17 protein-coding genes, 1 pseudogene and 1 riboswitch are annotated in these 19,305 nt (G+C 72.4%); of the genes and pseudogenes, 14 read left to right on the forward strand and 4 right to left on the reverse strand.

The genetic code is table 11. The annotated features are described in order from the left end of the window. Window positions 1-11: 11 nt before the first annotated feature. On the reverse strand, window positions 12-233 hold the full coding sequence (locus tag STRAU_RS16660) for a hypothetical protein (RefSeq protein ID WP_016641508.1): 222 nt from the start codon (window positions 231-233) through the stop codon (window positions 12-14). Between the two features lie 202 nt (window positions 234-435). Here STRAU_RS16660 and STRAU_RS16665 point away from each other — a divergent pair, with 202 nt between their 5' ends. Further along, window positions 436-1,239 carry a DUF4328 domain-containing protein gene (locus STRAU_RS16665; protein ID WP_259299925.1) on the forward strand — a complete coding sequence of 268 codons (804 nt, stop codon included), beginning with the start codon at window positions 436-438 and terminating at the stop codon, window positions 1,237-1,239. Here STRAU_RS16665 and STRAU_RS16670 read toward each other — a convergent pair. After that, window positions 1,229-2,296, reverse strand: coding sequence for a C45 family autoproteolytic acyltransferase/hydrolase (locus STRAU_RS16670; RefSeq protein WP_158692083.1), 1,068 nt, complete (start codon window positions 2,294-2,296; stop codon window positions 1,229-1,231). The two genes, STRAU_RS16665 and STRAU_RS16670, sit on opposite strands and share 11 nt — an antisense overlap. 131 nt (window positions 2,297-2,427) lie before the next feature. Beyond that, window positions 2,428-3,297 (reverse strand): MBL fold metallo-hydrolase, encoded by an 870-nt coding sequence (locus STRAU_RS16675; RefSeq protein WP_016641511.1) that lies wholly within the window; start codon window positions 3,295-3,297, stop codon window positions 2,428-2,430. 372 nt (window positions 3,298-3,669) lie between these two features. Here STRAU_RS16675 and STRAU_RS16680 point away from each other — a divergent pair, with 372 nt between their 5' ends. From STRAU_RS16680 to STRAU_RS16695, 4 genes and pseudogenes are all read left to right on the forward strand, one after another. After that, window positions 3,670-4,158: a hypothetical protein gene (locus STRAU_RS16680; protein WP_259299926.1), complete on the forward strand. Its 489-nt coding sequence runs from the start codon at window positions 3,670-3,672 to the stop codon at window positions 4,156-4,158. 29 nt (window positions 4,159-4,187) lie between these two features. Continuing rightward, window positions 4,188-4,713: pseudogene (locus STRAU_RS16685) on the forward strand (transposase family protein). A 73-nt stretch (window positions 4,714-4,786) separates the two neighbouring features. Next, window positions 4,787-5,254, forward strand: coding sequence for a hypothetical protein (locus STRAU_RS16690; RefSeq protein ID WP_037659928.1), 468 nt, complete (start codon window positions 4,787-4,789; stop codon window positions 5,252-5,254). A gap of 52 nt (window positions 5,255-5,306) precedes the next feature. After that, window positions 5,307-6,074, forward strand: coding sequence for an alpha/beta fold hydrolase (locus STRAU_RS16695; protein WP_259299927.1), 768 nt, complete (start codon window positions 5,307-5,309; stop codon window positions 6,072-6,074). A 77-nt stretch (window positions 6,075-6,151) separates the two neighbouring features. Here STRAU_RS16695 and STRAU_RS16700 read toward each other — a convergent pair whose 3' ends face one another. After that, window positions 6,152-7,216, reverse strand: coding sequence for an LLM class flavin-dependent oxidoreductase (locus STRAU_RS16700; RefSeq protein WP_037659932.1), 1,065 nt, complete (start codon window positions 7,214-7,216; stop codon window positions 6,152-6,154). Between the two features lie 515 nt (window positions 7,217-7,731). Between STRAU_RS16700 and STRAU_RS16705 the strand changes: the two genes are divergently transcribed. The 9 genes from STRAU_RS16705 to STRAU_RS16745 all read left to right on the forward strand — a co-directional run bounded on the left by STRAU_RS16705 (window position 7,732) and on the right by STRAU_RS16745 (window position 19,263). After that, window positions 7,732-8,616: a DUF2382 domain-containing protein gene (locus STRAU_RS16705; protein ID WP_016641518.1), complete on the forward strand. Its 885-nt coding sequence runs from the start codon at window positions 7,732-7,734 to the stop codon at window positions 8,614-8,616. 339 nt (window positions 8,617-8,955) lie between these two features. Then, a complete protein-coding gene (gene tsaD, locus STRAU_RS16710) occupies window positions 8,956-10,026 on the forward strand; it encodes a tRNA (adenosine(37)-N6)-threonylcarbamoyltransferase complex transferase subunit TsaD (RefSeq protein WP_016641519.1) in 1,071 nt (356 codons plus the stop codon). Continuing rightward, window positions 10,026-10,598: a GNAT family N-acetyltransferase gene (locus STRAU_RS16715; protein ID WP_016641520.1), complete on the forward strand. Its 573-nt coding sequence runs from the start codon at window positions 10,026-10,028 to the stop codon at window positions 10,596-10,598. The genes tsaD and STRAU_RS16715 overlap by 1 nt, the downstream gene beginning before the upstream one ends. A 63-nt stretch (window positions 10,599-10,661) precedes the next feature. Continuing rightward, complete coding sequence (alaS, locus tag STRAU_RS16720) at window positions 10,662-13,322, forward strand: alanine--tRNA ligase (RefSeq protein WP_016641521.1); 2,661 nt, start codon at window positions 10,662-10,664, stop codon at window positions 13,320-13,322. An 84-nt stretch (window positions 13,323-13,406) separates the two neighbouring features. After that, window positions 13,407-13,585, forward strand: a riboswitch (cobalamin riboswitch). 213 nt (window positions 13,586-13,798) lie between these two features. After that, the gene (locus tag STRAU_RS16725) at window positions 13,799-15,298 is read left to right on the forward strand and encodes a CoA-acylating methylmalonate-semialdehyde dehydrogenase (protein ID WP_016641522.1); all 1,500 of its coding nucleotides are present in this window, start codon (window positions 13,799-13,801) and stop codon (window positions 15,296-15,298) included. 8 nt (window positions 15,299-15,306) lie between these two features. Continuing rightward, a complete protein-coding gene (locus STRAU_RS16730; RefSeq protein WP_037659965.1) occupies window positions 15,307-16,455 on the forward strand; it encodes an acyl-CoA dehydrogenase family protein in 1,149 nt (382 codons plus the stop codon). Continuing rightward, a complete protein-coding gene (locus STRAU_RS16735; RefSeq protein ID WP_016641524.1) occupies window positions 16,452-17,543 on the forward strand; it encodes an enoyl-CoA hydratase/isomerase family protein in 1,092 nt (363 codons plus the stop codon). The genes STRAU_RS16730 and STRAU_RS16735 overlap by 4 nt, the downstream gene beginning before the upstream one ends. Continuing rightward, a complete protein-coding gene (mmsB, locus tag STRAU_RS16740; protein WP_016641525.1) occupies window positions 17,540-18,463 on the forward strand; it encodes a 3-hydroxyisobutyrate dehydrogenase in 924 nt (307 codons plus the stop codon). The genes STRAU_RS16735 and mmsB overlap by 4 nt, the downstream gene beginning before the upstream one ends. 2 nt (window positions 18,464-18,465) lie before the next feature. Next, complete coding sequence (locus STRAU_RS16745; protein ID WP_016641526.1) at window positions 18,466-19,263, forward strand: enoyl-CoA hydratase; 798 nt, start codon at window positions 18,466-18,468, stop codon at window positions 19,261-19,263. The last annotated feature ends 42 nt before the right edge of the window (window positions 19,264-19,305 follow it).

Raw genomic sequence — 19,305 nt, forward strand, 5'->3', positions numbered from 1 at the left:
TCTCCGAACGCTCAGGCCGGATCGTCTCGGTTGCTGTAGCCGTGAACCGCGTGTTCGGCTTGGGCGGCTATCGGCGCGTTGCCCCAGCCGAGGAGCACCGCGGATTCGACCGTGTAGTAGGTCTGCTTGATCACCGGGCAGGTGAGGAAGCCTCCGAGGGCGTCGAGGGCGTCGAGGGCGTCGGCAGAAGCCTCCGCGCTCCGCCGCTTCGGGCGGGGTCTCGACGGTTTCATCGCTGAGCCGTGGAGTGCAGTTGAGAAGCTGCGCAGCTGCTGCCGCCGGCGTACTCGGGTGGGCCAGTCCGCGTTATCCGGGAGCGAGTTCGTGAAACGCGCTGATACCGTCCGGTAGCCGCCGTGCGCCCTGGGGAGGGACGCGGGTGGTCACCGTCAAGGACGTGAACCCGTGGGGGGTCGCTCAGCGATGCTGTGCAAAGTGTGTGAGTTCCATACGGCGACGACGTCGGAGGGGTACTGCGACGTCTGTATACAGGTGGCCGCCGCCCAGGCCACCCCGTCGCCTGGAGCGCCCGGCGGGCGCCCCGCCCGCCTGCGCTCGCCCGTCGGTCTCGGCTGGGCGGTCGTGGTGCTGCTCGGCCTGGTCATCCTCGCCGACCTCTACGCGCTGTGGGCGGGCACGGTGCAGCGCGGGGTGATGGACGACATCATCGCCGGGGAGTACGGGGCGGGCATCCAACGGGACCTGGAGCGCGCCGACTCGCTGTACGACTACAGCGGCATCGCGCAGATCTCGGCCCTGGTCGCGACCTGCGCCGTCTTCCTGGTCTGGTTCCACCGGGTGCGTGTGAACGCCGAGGTGTTCGAGCCGCACATCCACCACAAGACGCGCGGCTGGACGATCGGGGCCTGGTTCGTGCCGGTCGTGAACTTCTGGTTCCCGCGGCGGATCGCCCTGGACATCTGGGACGCGAGCAGTGACCGCTCCGTAGCCCTGGACCGCACACTGACCCTGGACCCGACGGCATCCCGCGCCCCGCACCCGCTCCTCAACGCCTGGTGGACGGTGTGGGTCGCGAACCTCCTCATCGCGCGGGTGACGTACCAGGTGTACGTGGGCGCCGAGGAGGCCGAGGAGATCAAGTCGGCGCTCACCGGCGTGATGTTCTCCGATGTCCTGGACATCGCGGCCGCTGTCCTCGCCATCGTCTTCGTGCTGCGCCTCACGCGGATGCAGGACCTCAAGGCCCGGTCGGAGGACCGACTCCCGGTCAGGGGGTGACAGGTACGCCCTGGGTGAAGTCGGTGAGGGAGCAGGTGGCGGTCTCTCCAGTGCGGCGGCGGATGGTGATGGTGTCGTTGCTCATGTCGGCGATGACGGTGCAGAGCGTCATCAGCGGGTCCGGGCTCGCGGCGGTGCGGTACACGCCGTGCGGCAGGGGAGCTGAGCACAGGGCCTGGAGGTACCAGGTGCTCGGTGATTCGGCCGGCCCCGGCGTGAGGCCGGAGAGGACCCGGCCACGGGCGATGCTCTCGGCGTAGCGGCCCCGGACCTCGGCGGCTTGCGGGTCGGCGGGTGGCAGGTCGGGCGGGTCCGGAATGTGGCGCAGGTGGTTGGTGTGCCAGTGCAGCGGATCGTCCGGGGTGGCTTCGACGACCGCGACCCGTCCGGCCACGGCCTCCACCACCGCGGCTCGACCACTGGCGGCCTCGGCGATGGTGTACGTGAATCCCCCCGCGCTGGGATGCGTCCGCAGATGCGCCACCGCCTCGTCCAACGTGGCGGCCTGGTGCAGGGCGCGGGCGACGAAGTGCCGCCCCGCGCCCGCGGAGGACGGGCGGACGGCGGGAATGTGGTTGATTCCCCAGGCCAGGCCCTGGCTGGTGGCAACGAACGCATTGGTCGGCAACGTTCCCGGATACCACAGTGCGGTGACGGCTGCCTCGCCCTCGACCAGCAGGGTCAGCAGCATCAGACAGCCGTCCAAGCGGGGATCGCCGTCCTCGTTGTGTGCCACGACCGTTGTCTCGCGCCGCCACGCGAGGGTGCTGCAGCCCATCCTGGCGGCCGTGCCGAAGTCACCGCGCAGGCTGGTCAGCAGCAGGTCCTCGACCGGTACACCCGCGCCCTCGGCCAGCCCCTCCAACTCGGCGAGCTGGGTGCCGTAATCGCGCTCGGTGGCGGCCAACACCGGTCCGAAGCACGCCTTGCCCTCTGCCGTGTCCGCCCACCGGCGCAAGATGGCGCGGTCCGGCGCGGACTCGACCAGCGCGGCCTGGACGTCCGAGCGCGCCCACCGCCCCAAGGAGCGGAACACCTCATGTCGTGTGCCGGACACAACGAGCCACCGCAGTCCGGCCCATCGCCCTTCACGTACCACTGTCGCCCCTTCCTGGGCGGACGCGGCTTCCCGCGCCCGCTGCTCGGCGAGTTGCCGCCTCGCGCCTTACCCGCGCCGAACGGCCCCGATCACGCCGGGAGGAACGGCTCCGTCAAATGCGGCGTCGCCAGGTGCAGTGTGGTGGCGGTTTCGTGGCTGAGCATGCGCTTCCTCGAGTGCCTGGCCGCCTCGGGGTCGGTCTCGTGCGAGTAGGCGAGCTCGGGGTGGAGCAGCTGGAGCGCGTGCACCAGGAGGTCGCCTGTGACGAGCGCCAGCTCGCGTCCGTCGGCGACCAGCACGCTCTGATGCCCGGGCGTGTGACCGGGCGTGGCGACCGCGCGCCCGGCGCGCAGCGGTGTGTCCCCGTCGAGGAGCCGGAGCCGGCCGGCGGCCGCGAGCGGGTCGATGAGGGTCTCGCGAAGCTGCGGGTTGAGCGCGTCGAGGGCGTCCAACTCGGCCCGCTGGAGCAGGTATTCGGCGTTCGGGAAATAGGGGCGGCGGCCGCTGTTCGCGTCGTCGGCGGATGCGTTGCCGGCCACCGCGCCATTCGCTGACGGGACGGCCGCCTCGGTCACGACCGCCCACCCGACGTGGTCGGTGTGCAGATGCGTGAGCACCACGGTGTCGACTTCGGCCGGGTCGATGCCCGCGGCGGCGAGTGACTCGGGGAGCGCGCCGGGCACGGGCGCCCACGAGCGGGCCGGGCCGTCCGCCGGACCGATCCCGGTGTCCACGACGGTGAGGCCCTTGTCGCCGCGGATCGCGTACGCGCGGAACTGGAGCCGCCAGCGGCCCTCGGCGTCGACCGAGCCCGGGTCGTAGCGGTCGGCCTCGGCCCACTGAGCGGGCGTGGCCTCGGGGAATGCCTCTGCGCGCGGGGAGAAGAACGGGCCCTCGCCGTCGGCGAGGGCGATGATCTCGGTCGAGCCGATCCGGAGGCGGGGAACGCTGAGGGGCATGGCCGCGATCCTGCCATGCCCCGCACGGGTGTGGTGACTCGCCCCATGACGTGATGATCTCGGTGTGGGGCGAGGTGATCTCTCGGGTGAACAGTGGGCGGTGCTGGGGTTGTTGGTGCTTGTTGCTGCCGTTGCGGTGCTGCGCGGGCCGCTCGGCTCGGCACGCGTTGAGGCGGGGCCACGTTCCGTCGGCCACGGCGTTCGCTGCGGCGATCGGGAGTGTGGCATCGCGGCGTCGAGGACGAGGGCCGGCGCTGCCCGCTGCGCTTCGGTGTCGGCGGGGGTGTTTAAGGGCCGTCCCGTAACTGCCCCGGCGTGGGTGGTCCATGGGTAGCCCGTCGCTCCCAAGCGGTGAGTTGAGAGACTCCTGTCATGGGATCTTGGGGAACCTTGGGGCCGGCGCTGCTGTCTCTGGCAGGCGTTGCGCTCGGCGCGGGCGGGTCACTGTTCGGCCAGTACCTGGTGTCGCGAGCGAGCGCGCGGCAGCTTGAGATACAGGAGTCGGCCGCGCACCGTGCGGAGCTGAAGAACGTGATCCTGAAGTTCCTGAGCATCGCGTCGCAGGTGGAGAAGGCCGCGTTCACGCGCCCGCCCAATCGCGGGACCGCAGCGGATCCCGTGCTCGATCAGTTCGTCGATGACCTGTGGCTTGCGCAGGCGGAGATCGACCTGGCGGCCAGAAGCGAGCCCCTGCGGGGCGCTACGTATCGTTACGCGGCGTGCCTCGCTGAGGCTGCCCGAGGCGAGATGGCCGACGTGTCGGCACTGCGCGGTCCGCAGGTGCAGTTCATGGACGCCGCGTATGACGACCTGTGGCCCGGACAGCGACGCGCGGCCGGGGATTTCCCGGCACCTCCGTGAGGCGGGACGGCGGGTGAGACGATCTTGCCGTGGCTGGTGTGATCACGGCGTCGGAGCCCTCCTGGATAACCCCGTTCTCCGGGCTGAGCCCGTCCTGCTTCCGCAAGCTGATCACCGCGTTGCGCCGCGAAGGCGCGGATCCGGTGCGCAAAGGCCGCCCCTGGAGCCTGCCACTGGAGGACCGCGTACTGCTGGTGACCGCGTACCGTCTGCCGGGGCGACCGGAACGACTGCAGGGCGTGGCAGGAATCCGGGGCCAAGGCCGCCGTCGGCAAGACCATGACGATCGCCGATGGCGGCTATCCGGGCACCGGACTCGTGATGCCGCACCGCCGCCGGGCCGGTGAGGATCTGCCCGACTGGAAGCAGGAACACAACCGTTCGCACAAGCAGGTCCGGGCCCGCGTAGAGCACGCCTTCGCCCGCATGAAGACGTGGAAGATCCTCCGCGACTGCCGCCTCAAGGGCGACGGCGTCCACCATGCCATGCTCGGCATCGCCCGGCTGCACAACCTCACCCACACTGCATGGACGAGCAAACTACCCGGCGACTGACCGTGTCCGCAGCGACTCAAAGATCGTCTAAGAGGCGGCACTTAAAGATCGACAGCGTGGAACGATAGCCACCATGTCTGGTCAAGTTTGGGTGTCACTCATATCGTTGGGCGGCGTCGCGCTCGGTGGCGCGCTGTCCTTCCTCGTCCAGTTCACGACGCAGCGTTCGGCGGAGCGAACGGAGCAGCGGCGGCAGCAGACCGAGTTGTCGGAGGCCCGGCGTGTGGAGCGGCTTACGCTGCTGGAGCGGTTCGTCGAGGTGGGGGCCGAGGCGGAGCGCGCGGCCTTCAGCCGACCGCACGAGTGGGACGACACGACCCCTTGGTTCCTCACGACCCGAGACACCATGAACAGACTCTGGGTCGCGGAACGGCTGATCCGTATCCAGTTTCCGCTGCCCGTGCACGACGCGGCACGCAAGTACTTCCTCGACCTCAACCGGACCGTGTGGGAAGGCTTGCCCGACGGTGAGAGCGTGCGCGACTACCTGGAGGACAACAGACTGGCCTTTCTCGACGCGGCCCGAGCGGTCATGGGATAGCCCACTGCGGGCCTCGAAGGCCATGTGCGGGACAGCCCTTAGCATGCGGATCATGCGTGAGTTCTTCTTGGCGGGTGGGCGGCGGCTGTCGTATGTGGACTTCGGCGGTCCGGGTGTTCCGCTGCTGGCCTTCCACGGGCACTACAACGAGGCGTCGGCGTTCGCGCCGCTCGCGGAGGCTCTGGCACCGCGGTGGCGGGTGATCGCCCTCGATCAGCGCGGTCACGGTGAGTCCGAGCGGGCCCCAAGCTATGAGCGGGACGACTACGTCGCGGACATCGAGGCGTTTCACCGCCAGTTGGGGCTGGGCCCGGTGTCCGTGCTGGGGCACTCGCTGGGTGGGGTGAACGCCTACCAGTACGCCGCGCGGCACCCCGGCCGGGTCACCGCCCTGGTCATCGAGGACATCGGCGCGGTGGTGAACTGCGACTGGTCCTTCACCGAGCGGCTGATTCCGGGAGCTCCTTCCCGCCAGGACCTGGTCGGGGCCCTGGGGGCGACGGCTCCTTATCTGGAGTGCTCCTTCCGTCAGTTGGACGACGGCTGGGGCTACTCTTTCGACCTCGAGCACACCGTGCGGTCCCAGAAGGCACTCAACGGCGACCACTGGAGCGACTGGCTGCGGGTGACGTGCCCGACCCTGCTGGTGCGCGGGGCCCGCAGTGATGAACTGGCGGCGGATCACGCCCGCGAGATGGTGGCCCGTCGCGCCGGTCGGGCCCGACTGGTCGAGATTCCGGCTGGTCATGTGGTGCACCACGATGCGCCCGTGGAGTTCGTCGCGGCCGTACGCTCCTTCCTGTCCGAGGTGGAGGAGTAGCCGTGGACGGGGTCACCAGGGCGGCCAGACCCCGTAGCCGCCCTGGTGTCACACCAATTCGCGATCGGCGGGCCCGCTCAGGCGAGGAGTTTCGCGAGCTGAGCCATCTCGGTGGGCGGGTCGATCACCGGCTGGATGAGGAGTTCGTCGATGCCGGCCTGTTCCAGGGTGGTGACGCGGGCGAGGAGGTCCTCGCGGGTGCCGACCAGGGCCAGGGTGTCCATCAGCGAGGGCAGCACCAGATCCCGGTCCCGCGGTGCGATGCGTCCAAGGTAGTTGGGGTAGAGCTTGGTGTGCCGGTCCGGCGCGGTGGGGCTGGTGCCGCGCCGGTCGAGGAGCCGTCGCACCGCCTCGCGCTCCTCGGGGCCGAGTTGCTCGGCGAAGGCAGGCGTGTCGGCGGCTGTGTCGGCGGCGAAGGCCAGCAGCGACAGGACGAGGTGGCCCGTCGCGTCCCGGGCCGCGTCGCCGTGGGGGTCCTCGTCCTCGTCGAGTAGGTGGAGCGAGGTGACCACATAGGAGTCCGTGTGGGAATCGGCCTCGCGGGGTGCGTCTTGGGCGGCGTGGCGGCGGGCGTCGTGCAGCGCGTGCCAGGCGGTGGGGTCCAGGAGGCCGAAGGAGATGAGGCCGGTGCCGCGGCGGCCGGCGACGGCGGCGGCCTTCGGTCCGAGCGCGGCCACGACGAACTCGATCGGGTCGGCGGTGTTCACGTGCGTCCCGGCGTGCAGGAACCGGATGTCGCGGACCCGGTCACCTTCGCGGTACGCGGTCGACCGTCCGGCGCACAGGTCCTGCAGCGCGGTGGTGAAGTTCTCCAGCGCGGCCGCTGTGCTCGGCCGCATGCCCAGGGTGCGACGGGCGGTGTTTCCGGTGCCGACCCCGCAGATGATCCGGCCCGGTGCCAGGGCGTTGAGGCTGGCGAGCCCGCTCGCGGCGGCCGGGGCGGACCGCAGCGCCGGTGAGGTCACGCCGATGCCGAGCTTGATACGACGGGTGGCCTTCGCGCACAGGCCCAAGGCGACGAAGGGGTCCCCGTGGACCATCGGGGTGTCGTTGACCCAGAAGCTGTGCAAGCCCAACTCCTCGGCCCGCACAGCGAGATCGTCCACACCGGGCTGCGCGGCGACAACGACGCCTGCACGCATCAAGCCTCCAAGGCATGAGGATCGATTCGAACTCGCTCAGCATGACAGGTGAGGGCGGCAGCCCGGCGGGGTCGGCAGGACGGCCGTATTCACGGCAGGCGCTTTGGTGCAGGCGAACCGGCGGGTATCGGCGAGCCTGGCTCGCGGACCGAGTAAGCGGACCGAGTAAGCGGGCCGAGTACGTGGACCGAGCAAGCGGACCCAGTGTGTGGACCGAGTAGGTGGACCGAGTAAGCGGTGAGCCGACGGGGTTCGTGATCAGGCCGCGGCAGGTTCACCCGTATGGCCCAATCGGGGGTGAGCCGGGTTCCCGCGGCGCGAAGCCCGGTGGCGGCCTTGCGCTGGGGCCCGGAGGCCGCCCGGCGCGTCGGCGTCGGCCTGGTCCCGTCACCTCGCGTGACTCTGCGTCACCTTCTCCGTTGCGGCGAGCCCGCCCGCCGTGCGTGATGGAAGTGAGGCGTGCGGCGCCCAAGGCGAAGCCTTCGCCCACCGCCCGCCCAAAGGAGTGATCACCCATGCCGAAGGGCGACGTCTTCGACACACCTGAGGCTCTCGCCGGGCTGACCGCCTACGACCGGGCGGGCGACAAGATCGGTAGCGTCCAGCAGGTCTATCTCGACGACCAGACGGGCCGGCCCGAGTGGGTGACTGTCAAAACAGGTCTGTTCGGGATGAAGGAGAGCTTCGTCCCGCTCGCCGGCGCCCGCCGCGAGGGTGACGACCTCAAGGTCGCCACCACGAAGGACGTGGTCAAGGATGCGCCGCGGATCGACGGCGACCAGCACCTCGACCCCTCCCAGGAGAGCGAGCTGTACGCCCACTACGGCCTCACGCCGACCCCCGCCGCGCCGGGCAGGGGCACCGCGGCTCAGCGTCCGGCCGCCGGGCGGGGCCAGGCGGCCGCCGACCCCGGCCTCGCGGGCACGGCGGCGGGCAGCGCCGGCCGGCACACCGGGTCGCGCGAGTACGCCATGCGCAGCGGCGCCCCCGGCGAGGAGAAGCCGAACGAGATGGTGCTGTCCGAGGAGCAGCTGCGCGTCGGCAAGCAGGAAGAAGTGGTCGGCCGCGCGCGGCTGCGCAAGGTGGTCGTGACGGAGGACGTGACCACCTCGGTGCCCGTGTCCCACGAGGAGGTGCGCGTCGTACGTGAGCCCGTCCGCGAGGGCGAGGAGACGCGCGCCAAGATCGGCGAGGAGCAGACGGAGGTCACGCTGCACGCCGAGAAGCCGGTGGCGCGCAAGGACACCGTGCCGGTCGAGCGCGTGCGCCTGGAAACCGAGAAGGTCACGGAGACCCGGGAGATCTCGGACAAGGTGCGCAAGGAGCGGGCCGAGTTCGACGACCCGAAGGGCACCCGGGGCACCCGCGGGCGGGGCCCGAAGTCGGGTCCGCAGCACTGACCGTCGGGGCTCGCGGCACCGCCCGCGGACCCCGCACACCCGAGCCCCCTCCGCCCGCGAGCGGAGGGGGCTCGCGCATGTCCCCTCACGCTCCGGGCCCACCGGGCCGGGCCGCGTCGTCGCCGTCCACCGCTCGGCCGCCGCCCCGCCGTCACCGGGACCAGCGGCACCTTCGTGCCACACCCCGTGAACGAGGGGAGGGGGCGCGTCCCGGGACAGCAGGGGAGGGGAGGGCGGGGCCGAACGGCTGACGCTTATTGCACATCCTTCGCAACTACTATGGCTAGGTGGTAGGCGCGGAAAGAATGCGCAAAATCGAACGGCGTCGGGAGAACAGTCATGGCCGCCCCCCGGATCGTGCTGGGAATCGAGTCGTCCTGCGACGAGACGGGCGCGGGCCTCGTCCGCGCCGGACGGCTGCTCGGGCACGCGGTGGCGTCGAGCATGGACGAGCACGCCCGGTTCGGCGGCGTCGTCCCCGAGATCGCGGCCCGCGCGCACGTGCACGCCCTGAACCCGGTCGTCCGCCGCGCCCTCGACCAGGCGGGCCTGCGCCTCGGCGACATCGGCGCGGTCGCCGTGACGACAGGGCCCGGCCTGTCCGGCGCCCTCCAGGTCGGCCTCGCCGGAGCGAAGGGCCTGGCCTACGCCCTGGACGTACCGCTGTACGGAGTGCACCACCTGGCCGGGCACGTCGCCGCCGACATCCTGGAGCACGGCCCGCTGCCCGACCCTTGCGTCGTCCTGATCGTCTCCGGCGGCCACACCTCGCTCCTCCTTGTCCGCGACCTGGCGCGCGATCCGATCACGCACCTCGGCGACACGCTGGACGACGCGGCGGGCGAGTGCTTCGACAAGGTGGCCCGCGTCTTCGGCCTGCCCTACCCGGGCGGTCCGGCCGTCGACAGGGCGGCCCGCGCGGGGTCGGCGGACGCCGTGGCCTTCCCGCGCCCCCTGACCGGCCCGGGCGACGATCCGTACGCCTTCTCCTTCTCCGGCCTGAAGACCGCCGCCGCCCGCTGGGCCGAGCGGCACGCGGACGGCGCCGGCGTCCTGCCGGTGGCCGACGGCGCCGCGGCGCTGCAAGAGGCCGTCGCCGACGTCCTCACCCGCAAGGCCGTCGCAGCCTGCGCCGACCACGGTGTGGACACCCTTGTCGTGGTCGGCGGAGTCGCCGCCAACTCCCGCGTACGAGCCCTCGCCGATGAGCGCTGCCGGGCGGCCGGGATCACCCTGCGCGTGCCCCCGCTCGGCCTGTGCACCGACAACGGCGCGATGATCGCCGCCGTCGGGGACCTGCTGGTGCGCGCGGGCGCCGAGCCCGCGCCCCTGGACGTGTCGATCGACCCCTCGGCGCCGCTGGAGTACGCCGCGCTGCACCCCACGACCACCTTCGCGAGGGCCGCCTGATGGCCGTCGCCCTCCACCGGCTGCCGGGCCCCGGCCTGCTCGCCCACCGGGACGGCATACGCGCGGTCTACGCCGCCGCGTTCGCCGGGCCGCCCTGGAACACGGAGCCCGCCGACGCGGACGCCTATCTCGAGCGCCTCGCGGACGACGTGCGCCGGCCCGGCTTCGCCGGCGCCGTGGCGCTCGACGGCGACCAGGTGCTCGGCTTCGCGACGGCCTGGACCTCCGCGACACCGCTGCCCGGCAACCGCGCCTACCCGCGCGTCACCGCCGCACTCGGCGCCGAGCGCACCACCGCGTGGCTGTGCGGCGGCCTGGAGGTCGACGAACTCGCCGTCGCGCCCGCCGCGCACGGGCGCGGCCTCGGCCGTACGCTCCTCGAAGCGGTCACCCGCGACGCGCCCGACGGCCGCAGCTGGCTGCTCACTTCCGCCAAGGCCGACGCCACCGTCCGCTTCTACGAGCGGCTCGGCTGGCGGCAGGCCACCCACCCCGCGCCGGACGGGTACGGCACCGCCGTCTTCCTCGGCCCGCACCACCCGGCCCGCACCGCCCTCGTTCCGCCCCAGTAGCCCTCGTGAGCCCTTGTAGCCCTCGTACCCCATAGCCCTTTGAGCCCTCGCCCGGAGCACCCCTTGCGTACCGCCGACATCCGCACCCGCTTCCTGGACTTCTTCGCCGAGCGCGGCCACACCGTCGTGCCCAGCGCCCCGCTGCCGACGCCCGACCCCACGCTGCTGTTCGTGAACGCGGGCATGGTGCCGTTCAAGCCGTACCTGACCGGCGAGGTCGCCCCGCCCTGGCAGCGGGCCGCCAGCGTGCAGAAGTGCGTGCGCACCCTCGACATCGAGGAGGTCGGCCGCACCACCCGGCACGGCTCCTTCTTCCAGATGAACGGCAACTTCTCCTTCGGGGACTACTTCAAGGAAGAGGCCATCGCCTACGCCTGGGACCTGAGCACCCGCCCCGTCGCGGACGGCGGCTACGCCCTGGACCCGGCGAAGATCTGGGTGACCGTGCACCACTCCGACGACGAGGCACGCGGCCTGTGGCGGCGCGTCGCCGAGCTGCCCGACGAGCGGATCGTGACGCGCGGCGACGAGGACAACTTCTGGCACATGGGCGTGCCGGGTCCGTGCGGCCCCTCCTCGGAGCTGTACTACGACCGGGGCCCGCGCTTCGGCCGCGAGGGCGGTCCGGAAGCCGACGAGGACCGGTACATGGAGTTCTGGAACCTCGTCTTCATGCAGTACGAGCGCGGCGAGGGCAGCGGCAAGACCGGCTTCCCCGTCCTCGGTGAACTCCCGCGCCGCAACATCGACACCGGCATGGGCCTGGAACGCATGGCCGCCCTGCTCCAAGGGGTGGACAACCTGTACGAGATCGACGAGACCCGGCCCGTCCTCGACCGCGCCGCCGACCTCGCCGGCGTCCGCTACGGCGCCGACCCCGCCGCCGACGTGCACCTGCGCGTCGTCGCCGACCACGTCCGCACGGCCCTGATGCTCCTCGCGGACGGCACCGCCCCCGGCAACGAGGGCCGCGGCTACGTACTGCGCCGCATCCTGCGCCGCGCGGTCCGCTCGATGCGCCAACTCGGCCACGAGGACCCGGCGTTGACCGACCTCCTCGCCGTCGCCCGGACCTGCATGGCGCCCAGCTACCCCGAGGTCGCGGAGGCGTACGACCGCATCGCCGACCAGGCCGCGGGCGAGGAGGACGCCTTCCGGGCCACTCTCAAGCAGGGCACGACCGTTCTGGACACGGCCGTCACCAAGGTCAAGGCCGGCGGCGGGCGCCAACTGCCCGGCGCCCAGGCGTTCCTGCTGCACGACACGTACGGCTTCCCCATCGACCTCACCCTGGAGATGGCCGCCGAGCAGGGCGTGGAGGTCGACCGCGAGGGCTTCACCGCGCTCATGCGCGAACAGCGCGAACGGGCCCGCGCGGACGCCCGCGCCCGCAAGTCCGGCGGTGCGGTGGACACTTCGGCGCTGCGGTCCGTCCTCGACGAGCACGGACCGACCGACTGGCGCGCCTGGGACACCCTCACCACCGACTCACGCGTGCTCGCCCTCGTCGCCCCCGCCGGCCCGGTGCCCGTGGCCCGCGAGGGGGAGATCGTCGGCGCCGTCCTGGACCGCACGCCGTTCTACGCCGAGTCCGGTGGGCAGGACAGCGACGCCGGCGGGCTCTCCGGCTCCTCGGTGGAGGCCGACGTGCTCGACGTGCAGCGCCCGCTGCCCGGTCTCGTCGTCCACCAGGTCCGCGTCACCGCCGGCGAACTGGCCGTCGGCGACACCGTGCGCGCCGCGGTCGACCCCGAGTGGCGGCTCGGCGCGCGCCAGGCCCACTCCGGTACCCACGTGCTGCACGCCGCCCTGCGCGAGATCCTCGGCCCCACCGCCCTGCAAGCGGGCTCCTACAACCGCCCCGGCTACCTCCGCCTCGACTTCCCCTGGCGCGGCGGCCTCTCCGCCACCGTCCGCAGCGAGGTCGAGGAGGCCGCGAACCGCGCCCTGCGCCGCGACCTGCCGGTCCACGTGCGCTGGATGACGCTGCCCGAGGCCAAGGAGATCGGCGCGCTCGCGCTGTTCGACGAGACGTACGGCGAGCAGGTGCGGGTCGTCGAGATCGGCGGCGCCTGGTCGCGCGAGCTGTGCGGCGGCACGCACGTCGAGCACGCCGCGCAGGTCGGCCTGGTCGCGCTGACCGCCGAGTCGTCCGTCGGCGCGGGCATGCGGCGCCTGGAGGCCGCGGTCGGCATCGAGGGCTTCGGCCATCTGGCCCGCGAGCGCGACCTGGTGGCCCGCATCGCCGAGCAGGTGCAGGCGCCGCGCGCCGAACTGCCCGACCGCGTCGCCCAGTTGCTGGACCGGCTGAAGGCGGCCGACCGCGAGAACCAGCGTCTGCGCCAGTCCGCCCTCGCCGCCCGCGCCGCCGAACTGGCCGGCCGTGCCGTCGACGTGGCGGGCGCGAGCGTGGTCACCGCCACGACGGACGGCGACGCGGGCGCCGCCCGGACGCTGGCCCTGGACGTGCGCGGACGCCTGCCGTCCGGGCGGCCGGGCGTGGCCGCCGTGGCGCTCACCGGCGACAAGCCGGTCCTCGTGGTGGCCGTGAACGAGGCAGGGCGCGCGGCGGGCCTGTCCGCGTCGACCCTCGTCAAGCGGCTCCTCGGCGGGCGGGGCGGCGGCTCGGACGAGGTGGCGCAGGGCGGGGGAGTGACGCCGGAGCGGCTCGACGCGGCGCTGGCGGGGCTCGCCGGGGCCGTGCGCGAGGAACTGGGGGAGTAGGTCCGCACAGGGGTCGGTCAGGGGGTCCCATCGAAGGAGTGGGGTCCGGCCGGGTGTGGACTTACTAGGACGTCCAAGTATATCTTCGTGGACGAAGCCCGCGGTGCAGGGAAGCCGGTGTGAATCCGGCGCGGTCCCGCCACTGTGACCGGGGAGTGCGTTCTCGCGTGCAACAACGCCACTGACGGACAAGTCCGTTGGGAAGGCGGGAGAACGGGCGCTGATCCGGGAGTCAGGATACCGGCCGCGGGGTGTTCCGTGTTGTCCACGAGGATGGAGCAGACACACATGGCCCCGGTGCGCACTCACGAACCCGGTGATCCGGCGATGCGAGCGTCAACCCCCGCTGTCTGACGGCCCCTTCGCCGTTCGCGTCCACTCTCCCGTCCGTCGCGACGGCGTGCCCACGCACGCCCCGGCGGCCGGTCCGGCCGCGCCCTTCCCTGGATGCACCTGACGAAAGAGCAGGCTCCCCCATGGTCCGTGAACTCACCCATTTCATCGGCGGCAAGCACACCCCGGGCACCTCGGGCGCGCTCGCCGACGTGTACGACCCCAACACCGGCGAGGTACAGGCCCGCGTCCCGCTCGCGAACCGCGCGGAGACCGAGGCGGCCATCGCCGACGCGGCCGAGGCGCAGCGCGAGTGGGGCGAGTGGAACCCGCAGCGCCGCGCCCGCGTCCTGCTGCGCTTCCTCCAGCTCGTCGACGGCGAACGCGACTCCCTGGCGCGGCTGTTGTCCGCCGAGCACGGCAAGACCGTCCCCGACGCGCACGGCGACCTCCAGCGCGGCCTGGAGGTCGTGGAGTTCGCCGCGGGCATCCCGCACCTGCTCAAGGGCGAATTCACCGACAACGCGGGCACCGGCATCGACGTGCACTCGCTGCGCCGCCCCATCGGCGTCGTCGCCGGCATCACGCCGTTCAACTTCCCCGCGATGATTCCCCTGTGGAAGGCCGCACCCGCCATCGCCTGCGGCAACGCCTTCATCCTCAAGCCCTCCGAACGCGACCCGTCCGTCCCGCTGCGCCTCGCCGAACTCTTCCTGGAGGCGGGCCTGCCGCCGGGCATCCTCAACGTCGTCAACGGCGGCAAGGAGGCCGTCGACACCCTCCTGGAGGACCCGCGGGTCGAGGCGCTCGGCTTCGTCGGATCCACGCCGATCGCCGCGCACATCTACGCCACCGCCGCCGCCCACGGCAAACGCGCCCAGTGCTTCGGCGGCGCCAAGAACCACATGATCGTGATGCCCGACGCGGACCTCGACCAGGCCGTGGACGCGCTGATCGGCGCCGGCTACGGTTCCGCGGGCGAGCGCTGCATGGCGATCTCCGTGGCCGTGCCGGTCGGCGAGGCCACCGCCGACGCGCTGGTGGCCCGCCTCAAGGACCGCATCGGCGCGCTGCGCATCGGCCGCTCCGACGACGCCGAGGCCGACTTCGGCCCGCTCGTCAGCCGCGATGCCGTCGACCGCGTACGTTCGTACGTCGACCTGGGCGTCGAGGAAGGGGCCGAACTCGTCGTCGACGGGCGGGACTTCACCCTCCCCGGCAGCGAGGGCGGATTCTTCGCGGGCGCCTCGCTCTTCGACCGCGTCACCGCCGACATGCGGATCTACCAGGAGGAGATCTTCGGCCCGGTGCTCTGCGTCGTCCGCGCCGCCGACTATGAAGAGGCGCTGCGGCTGCCCACCGAGCACCCCTACGGCAACGGCGTCGCGCTCTTCACCCGCGACGGCGACACCGCCCGCGACTTCACCCGGCGCGTCGACACCGGCATGGTCGGCGTCAACGTGCCCATCCCGGTCCCCGTCGCGTACCACACCTTCGGCGGCTGGAAGCGCTCCGGATTCGGCGACCTCAACCAGCACGGACCCGACTCGATCCGCTTCTACACCCGCACCAAGACCGTCACCTCGCGCTGGCCCTCCGGGACCAAGGAAGGCGCGTCCTTCACCCTCCCGACGATGCGGTGACCGGCGCCATGACCAGCACCCAGCTCACCGACGACCAGCTCGCCATCGTCGAGACGACCCTCGACTTCGCCCAGGAACACCTGGCCCCGCACGCGCTCGCCTGGGACCAGGACAAGCACTTCCCGGTGGAGGTGCTTCGCAAGGCCGCGGACCTCGGACTCGGCGGCATGTACGTCGCCGAGGACGCGGGCGGCTCCGGGCTCACCCGGGCCGACGGCGTCCTCGTCTTCGAGGCCCTCGCCTCCGGCTGCCCGTCCATCGCGGGCTATCTGTCGATCCACAACATGGTCGCCTGGATGATCGACCGGTACGGCGACGACGCCCAGCGCGCCCGCTGGCTCGGGCCGCTGACCACCATGGACTGGCTCGGCAGCTACTGCCTCACCGAACCCGGGGCGGGCTCGGACGCGGCCGCGCTCAGCACCCGCGCCGAGCGCGACCGCGACACGTACGTCCTGAACGGCGTCAAGCAGTTCATCTCCGGCGCGGGCGCGTCACACGTCTACATCGTGATGGCCCGCACGGGCGAGAGCGGCCCCGGCGGGGTCTCCGCCTTCGTCGTCGAACGCGACGACCCCGGCCTGTCCTTCGGCGCCAACGAGAAGAAGATGGGCTGGAACGCCCAGCCCACCCGGCAAGTGCTCCTCGACGACGTCCGGGTGCCCGCCGACCGGCTGCTCGGCGGTGAGGGCAACGGCTTCCGCATCGCCATGAACGGCCTCAACGGCGGCCGCCTCGGCATCGCCGCCTGCTCCCTCGGCGGCGCCCGCAGCGCCCTCGACCGCAGCCTCACCCACCTCGCCGACCGCGAAGCCTTCGGGGCGCGGCTCCTGGACGCGCAGGCGCTCCAGTTCAGGCTCGCCGACATGGCGACCGAGCTGGCCGCCGCCCGCGCCCTGGTCCGGCAGGCCGCGGGGGCCCTCGACGCGGGCGACCCGGGGGCACCCGAGCTGTGCGCGATGGCGAAGCAGTTCGCCACCGACACCGGCCACTCGGTGGCCGACCGCGCGCTCCAACTGCACGGCGGCTACGGCTACTTGACCGAGTACGGCATCGAGAAGCTCGTCCGCGACCTGCGCGTCCACCGCATCCTGGAAGGAACCAACGAGATCATGCGCCTGATCGTCGCCCGCGGCCTGACGGGGGCACTGCGATGACCGCCGCCACCTCCACGACCGGCGACGACGAGCAGGTGCTGCTGCGCACCGAAGGCCGCGCCGCGTACGTCGTCCTCAACCGGCCCAGGGCCCTGAACGCCCTCACCCACGCCATGGTCCGCCGCGTCGAGGCGGCCCTCGACGCCTGGGAGACGGACCCGGCCGTCGAGACCGTCGTCCTCACCGGCGCGGGGGAGCGCGGACTGTGCGCGGGCGGCGACATCCGCGCCATCTACGACGACGCCCGCACCGGAGGCCGGGCCTCCGCGGACTTCTGGCGCGACGAGTACCGCCTCAACGCCCGCATCGCGCGCTACCCGAAGCCCTACGTCGCCGTGATGGACGGCATCGTCATGGGCGGCGGCGTGGGCGTCTCCGCGCACGGCAGCGTCCGCGTCGTCACCGACCGCTCGCGGATCGCCATGCCCGAGACAGGCATCGGCTTCGTCCCCGACGTCGGCGGCACCTACCTGCTCGGCCTCGCTCCCGGCGAACTCGGCACCCACCTGGCGCTGACCGGCCAGCAGGCGGGCGCGCGGGACGCGCTGCTGTGCGGGCTCGCCGACCACTTCGTGCCCTCCGAGCTGCTGCCGTGCCTGGTCGCGGATCTCGCGGCAGAGCCGGTACGTGACGTCCTCGCCCGGTACGTCGCCGAAGCACCGCCCGGCGTGCTCGCCGCGCAGCGGGAGTGGATCGACGTCTGCTACGCGGCGGGCAGCGTCGAGGAGATCGTCGACCGCCTGGAGGGGCACGGCGCGCAGGCCGCCAAGGAGGCCGCCGAGACGCTGCACGCCAAGTCGCCGACCGCCCTGAAGGTCACGCTGACGGCGCTGCGGCGGGCACGGCGGCTCGGCCCGCTGGAGCGCGTGCTCGAGCAGGAGTACCGGGTGTCGTGCGCGGCCCTCGCCTCCGCCGACCTCGTGGAGGGCATCCGCGCCCAGGTCGTCGACAAGGACCGCGACCCGCGCTGGTCCCCGGCCGCCCTCGCCGACGTCACGGACGACGACATCGCCCGCTACTTCGCCCCGCTCGGCGCGCGCGAACTCTCCCTCGCCGCCGACCACTTCACCCAGGAGGTGCCCTGGTGAGCGCCGTCATCGCCTTCATCGGCCTCGGCCACATGGGCGGCCCCATGGCCGCCAACCTCGTCAAGGCCGGTCACCGCGTCGTCGGCCACGACCTGGTGCCCGAGGCGCTGAAGACCGCCGTCGCCGCGGGCGTGGAGGCCGCGCCCTCGGCCGGCGCGGCCGCCGCCGAGGCCGACGTCGTCCTGACCATGCTGCCCGCGGGCCGCCACGTCCTCGCCCTCTACCAGGACGAGGGGCTGCTCGCGGCGGCCCGCCCGGGCACGCTGTTCGTCGACTGCTCCACCATCGACGTCGCCGACGCGCGGACCGCGCACGAAGCGGCCGTGGCGGCCGGCCACCGCGCCGTGGACGCTCCGGTCTCGGGCGGCGTCATGGGCGCCGAAGCGGGCACGCTCACGTTCATGGTCGGCGGGGACGACGCCGCGTTCGCGCAGGCCGAGCCGCTGCTCGCCGCGATGGGCAAGAAGGCCGTGCACTGCGGCGCGGCGGGCGCCGGACAGGCCGCGAAGATCTGCAACAACATGATCCTCGGCGTCTCCATGATCGCCGTGAGCGAGGCGTTCGTCCTCGGCGAGAGCCTCGGCCTGTCCCACCAGGCGCTGTTCGACGTCGCGTCCACGGCGTCCGGCCAGTGCTGGGCGCTGAGCGTCAACTGCCCGGTGCCGGGGCCGGTTCCGGGCTCGCCCGCCAACCGCGACTACCGTCCCGGCTTCGCGGCCCCGCTGATGGCCAAGGACCTGGGCCTCGCCGCGAACGCGGTGCGCGCGGGCGGTGTCGATGCCGAACTGGGGCTGCGCGCCGCCGCGCTGTACGCCGCGTTCGCCGAGGGCGACGGGGCGGCGGAGGACTTCTCCGGGATCGTCCGGGCCATCAGGGACCGCTCCGGACAGCAGCTCGCCGACGACAAGAGGGACCACTGATCATGACCGACTCCACGGCCACGACGGACTCGTACGAGACGATCCTCGTGGAACGCAAGGGCAGGGTCGCCCTGCTCACGCTGAACCGCCCCAAGGCATTGAACGCCCTGAACCTCCAGGTGATGAGGGAGGTCGTCGCCGCCACCGAAGCACTCGACCGGGACCCGGACGTCGGCTGCATCGTCCTCACCGGTTCCGCGAAGGCGTTCGCGGCGGGCGCCGACATCAAGGAGATGAGTCCGCAGAACTACCTGGACATGTATCTCAGCGACTGGTTCACGGCCTGGGATCGGCTCGGCCAGGTGCGGACGCCGACGCTCGCCGCGGTTTCCGGTTACGCCCTCGGCGGCGGCTGCGAACTCGCCATGCTCTGCGACATCCTGCTGGCCTCCGACACGGCGGTCTTCGGTCAGCCCGAGATCAAACTGGGCGTGATCCCCGGCATCGGCGGCTCCCAGCGGCTGACGCGCGCGGTCGGCAAGGCCAAGGCGATGGAGCTGTGCCTGACCGGCCGCACCATGGACGCCGAGGAGGCGGAGCGGGCCGGTCTCGTCTCGCGCGTCGTCCCCGCCGACGACCTCCTCGGCGAGGCGCTGACCGTCGCCGAGACCGTGGCGGGCATGTCCCTGCCCGTCGCCATGATGGCCAAGGAGTCGGTGAACCGCTCCTTCGAGACCACCCTCACCGAAGGCGTCCGCTTCGAACGGCGCCTGTTCCACGCGGTGTTCGCGACCGCGGACCAGAAGGAGGGCATGAGCGCGTTCACGGAGAAGCGCGCGCCGAAGTTCACGCACCGCTGAGGTCCCGCGGAGGCGGCGAGAACCGCGCGCTCTGCGTTCGGG

This window comes from Streptomyces aurantiacus JA 4570 (assembly GCF_000414115.1).
Taxonomy (GTDB): Bacteria; Actinomycetota; Actinomycetes; order Streptomycetales; family Streptomycetaceae; genus Streptomyces; species Streptomyces aurantiacus_A.

What these genes read in the sequence shown, in the direction of transcription:
- STRAU_RS16695 (WP_259299927.1), top strand. Translation starts at nt 5,307, where the DNA reads ATGCGTGAGTTCTTCTTGGCGGGTGGGCGGCGGCTGTCGTATGTGGAC.
- STRAU_RS16690 (WP_037659928.1), top strand. Translation starts at nt 4,787, where the DNA reads ATGTCTGGTCAAGTTTGGGTGTCACTCATATCGTTGGGCGGCGTCGCG.
- STRAU_RS16725 (WP_016641522.1), top strand. Translation starts at nt 13,799, where the DNA reads ATGGTCCGTGAACTCACCCATTTCATCGGCGGCAAGCACACCCCGGGC.
- STRAU_RS16735 (WP_016641524.1), top strand. Translation starts at nt 16,452, where the DNA reads ATGACCGCCGCCACCTCCACGACCGGCGACGACGAGCAGGTGCTGCTG.
- tsaD (WP_016641519.1), top strand. Translation starts at nt 8,956, where the DNA reads ATGGCCGCCCCCCGGATCGTGCTGGGAATCGAGTCGTCCTGCGACGAG.
- STRAU_RS16730 (WP_037659965.1), top strand. Translation starts at nt 15,307, where the DNA reads ATGACCAGCACCCAGCTCACCGACGACCAGCTCGCCATCGTCGAGACG.
- STRAU_RS16660 (WP_016641508.1), bottom strand. Translation starts at nt 233, where the DNA reads ATGAAACCGTCGAGACCCCGCCCGAAGCGGCGGAGCGCGGAGGCTTCT.
- STRAU_RS16675 (WP_016641511.1), bottom strand. Translation starts at nt 3,297, where the DNA reads ATGCCCCTCAGCGTTCCCCGCCTCCGGATCGGCTCGACCGAGATCATC.
- STRAU_RS16745 (WP_016641526.1), top strand. Translation starts at nt 18,466, where the DNA reads ATGACCGACTCCACGGCCACGACGGACTCGTACGAGACGATCCTCGTG.
- STRAU_RS16715 (WP_016641520.1), top strand. Translation starts at nt 10,026, where the DNA reads ATGGCCGTCGCCCTCCACCGGCTGCCGGGCCCCGGCCTGCTCGCCCAC.
- STRAU_RS16680 (WP_259299926.1), top strand. Translation starts at nt 3,670, where the DNA reads ATGGGATCTTGGGGAACCTTGGGGCCGGCGCTGCTGTCTCTGGCAGGC.
- STRAU_RS16705 (WP_016641518.1), top strand. Translation starts at nt 7,732, where the DNA reads ATGCCGAAGGGCGACGTCTTCGACACACCTGAGGCTCTCGCCGGGCTG.
- STRAU_RS16700 (WP_037659932.1), bottom strand. Translation starts at nt 7,216, where the DNA reads ATGCGTGCAGGCGTCGTTGTCGCCGCGCAGCCCGGTGTGGACGATCTC.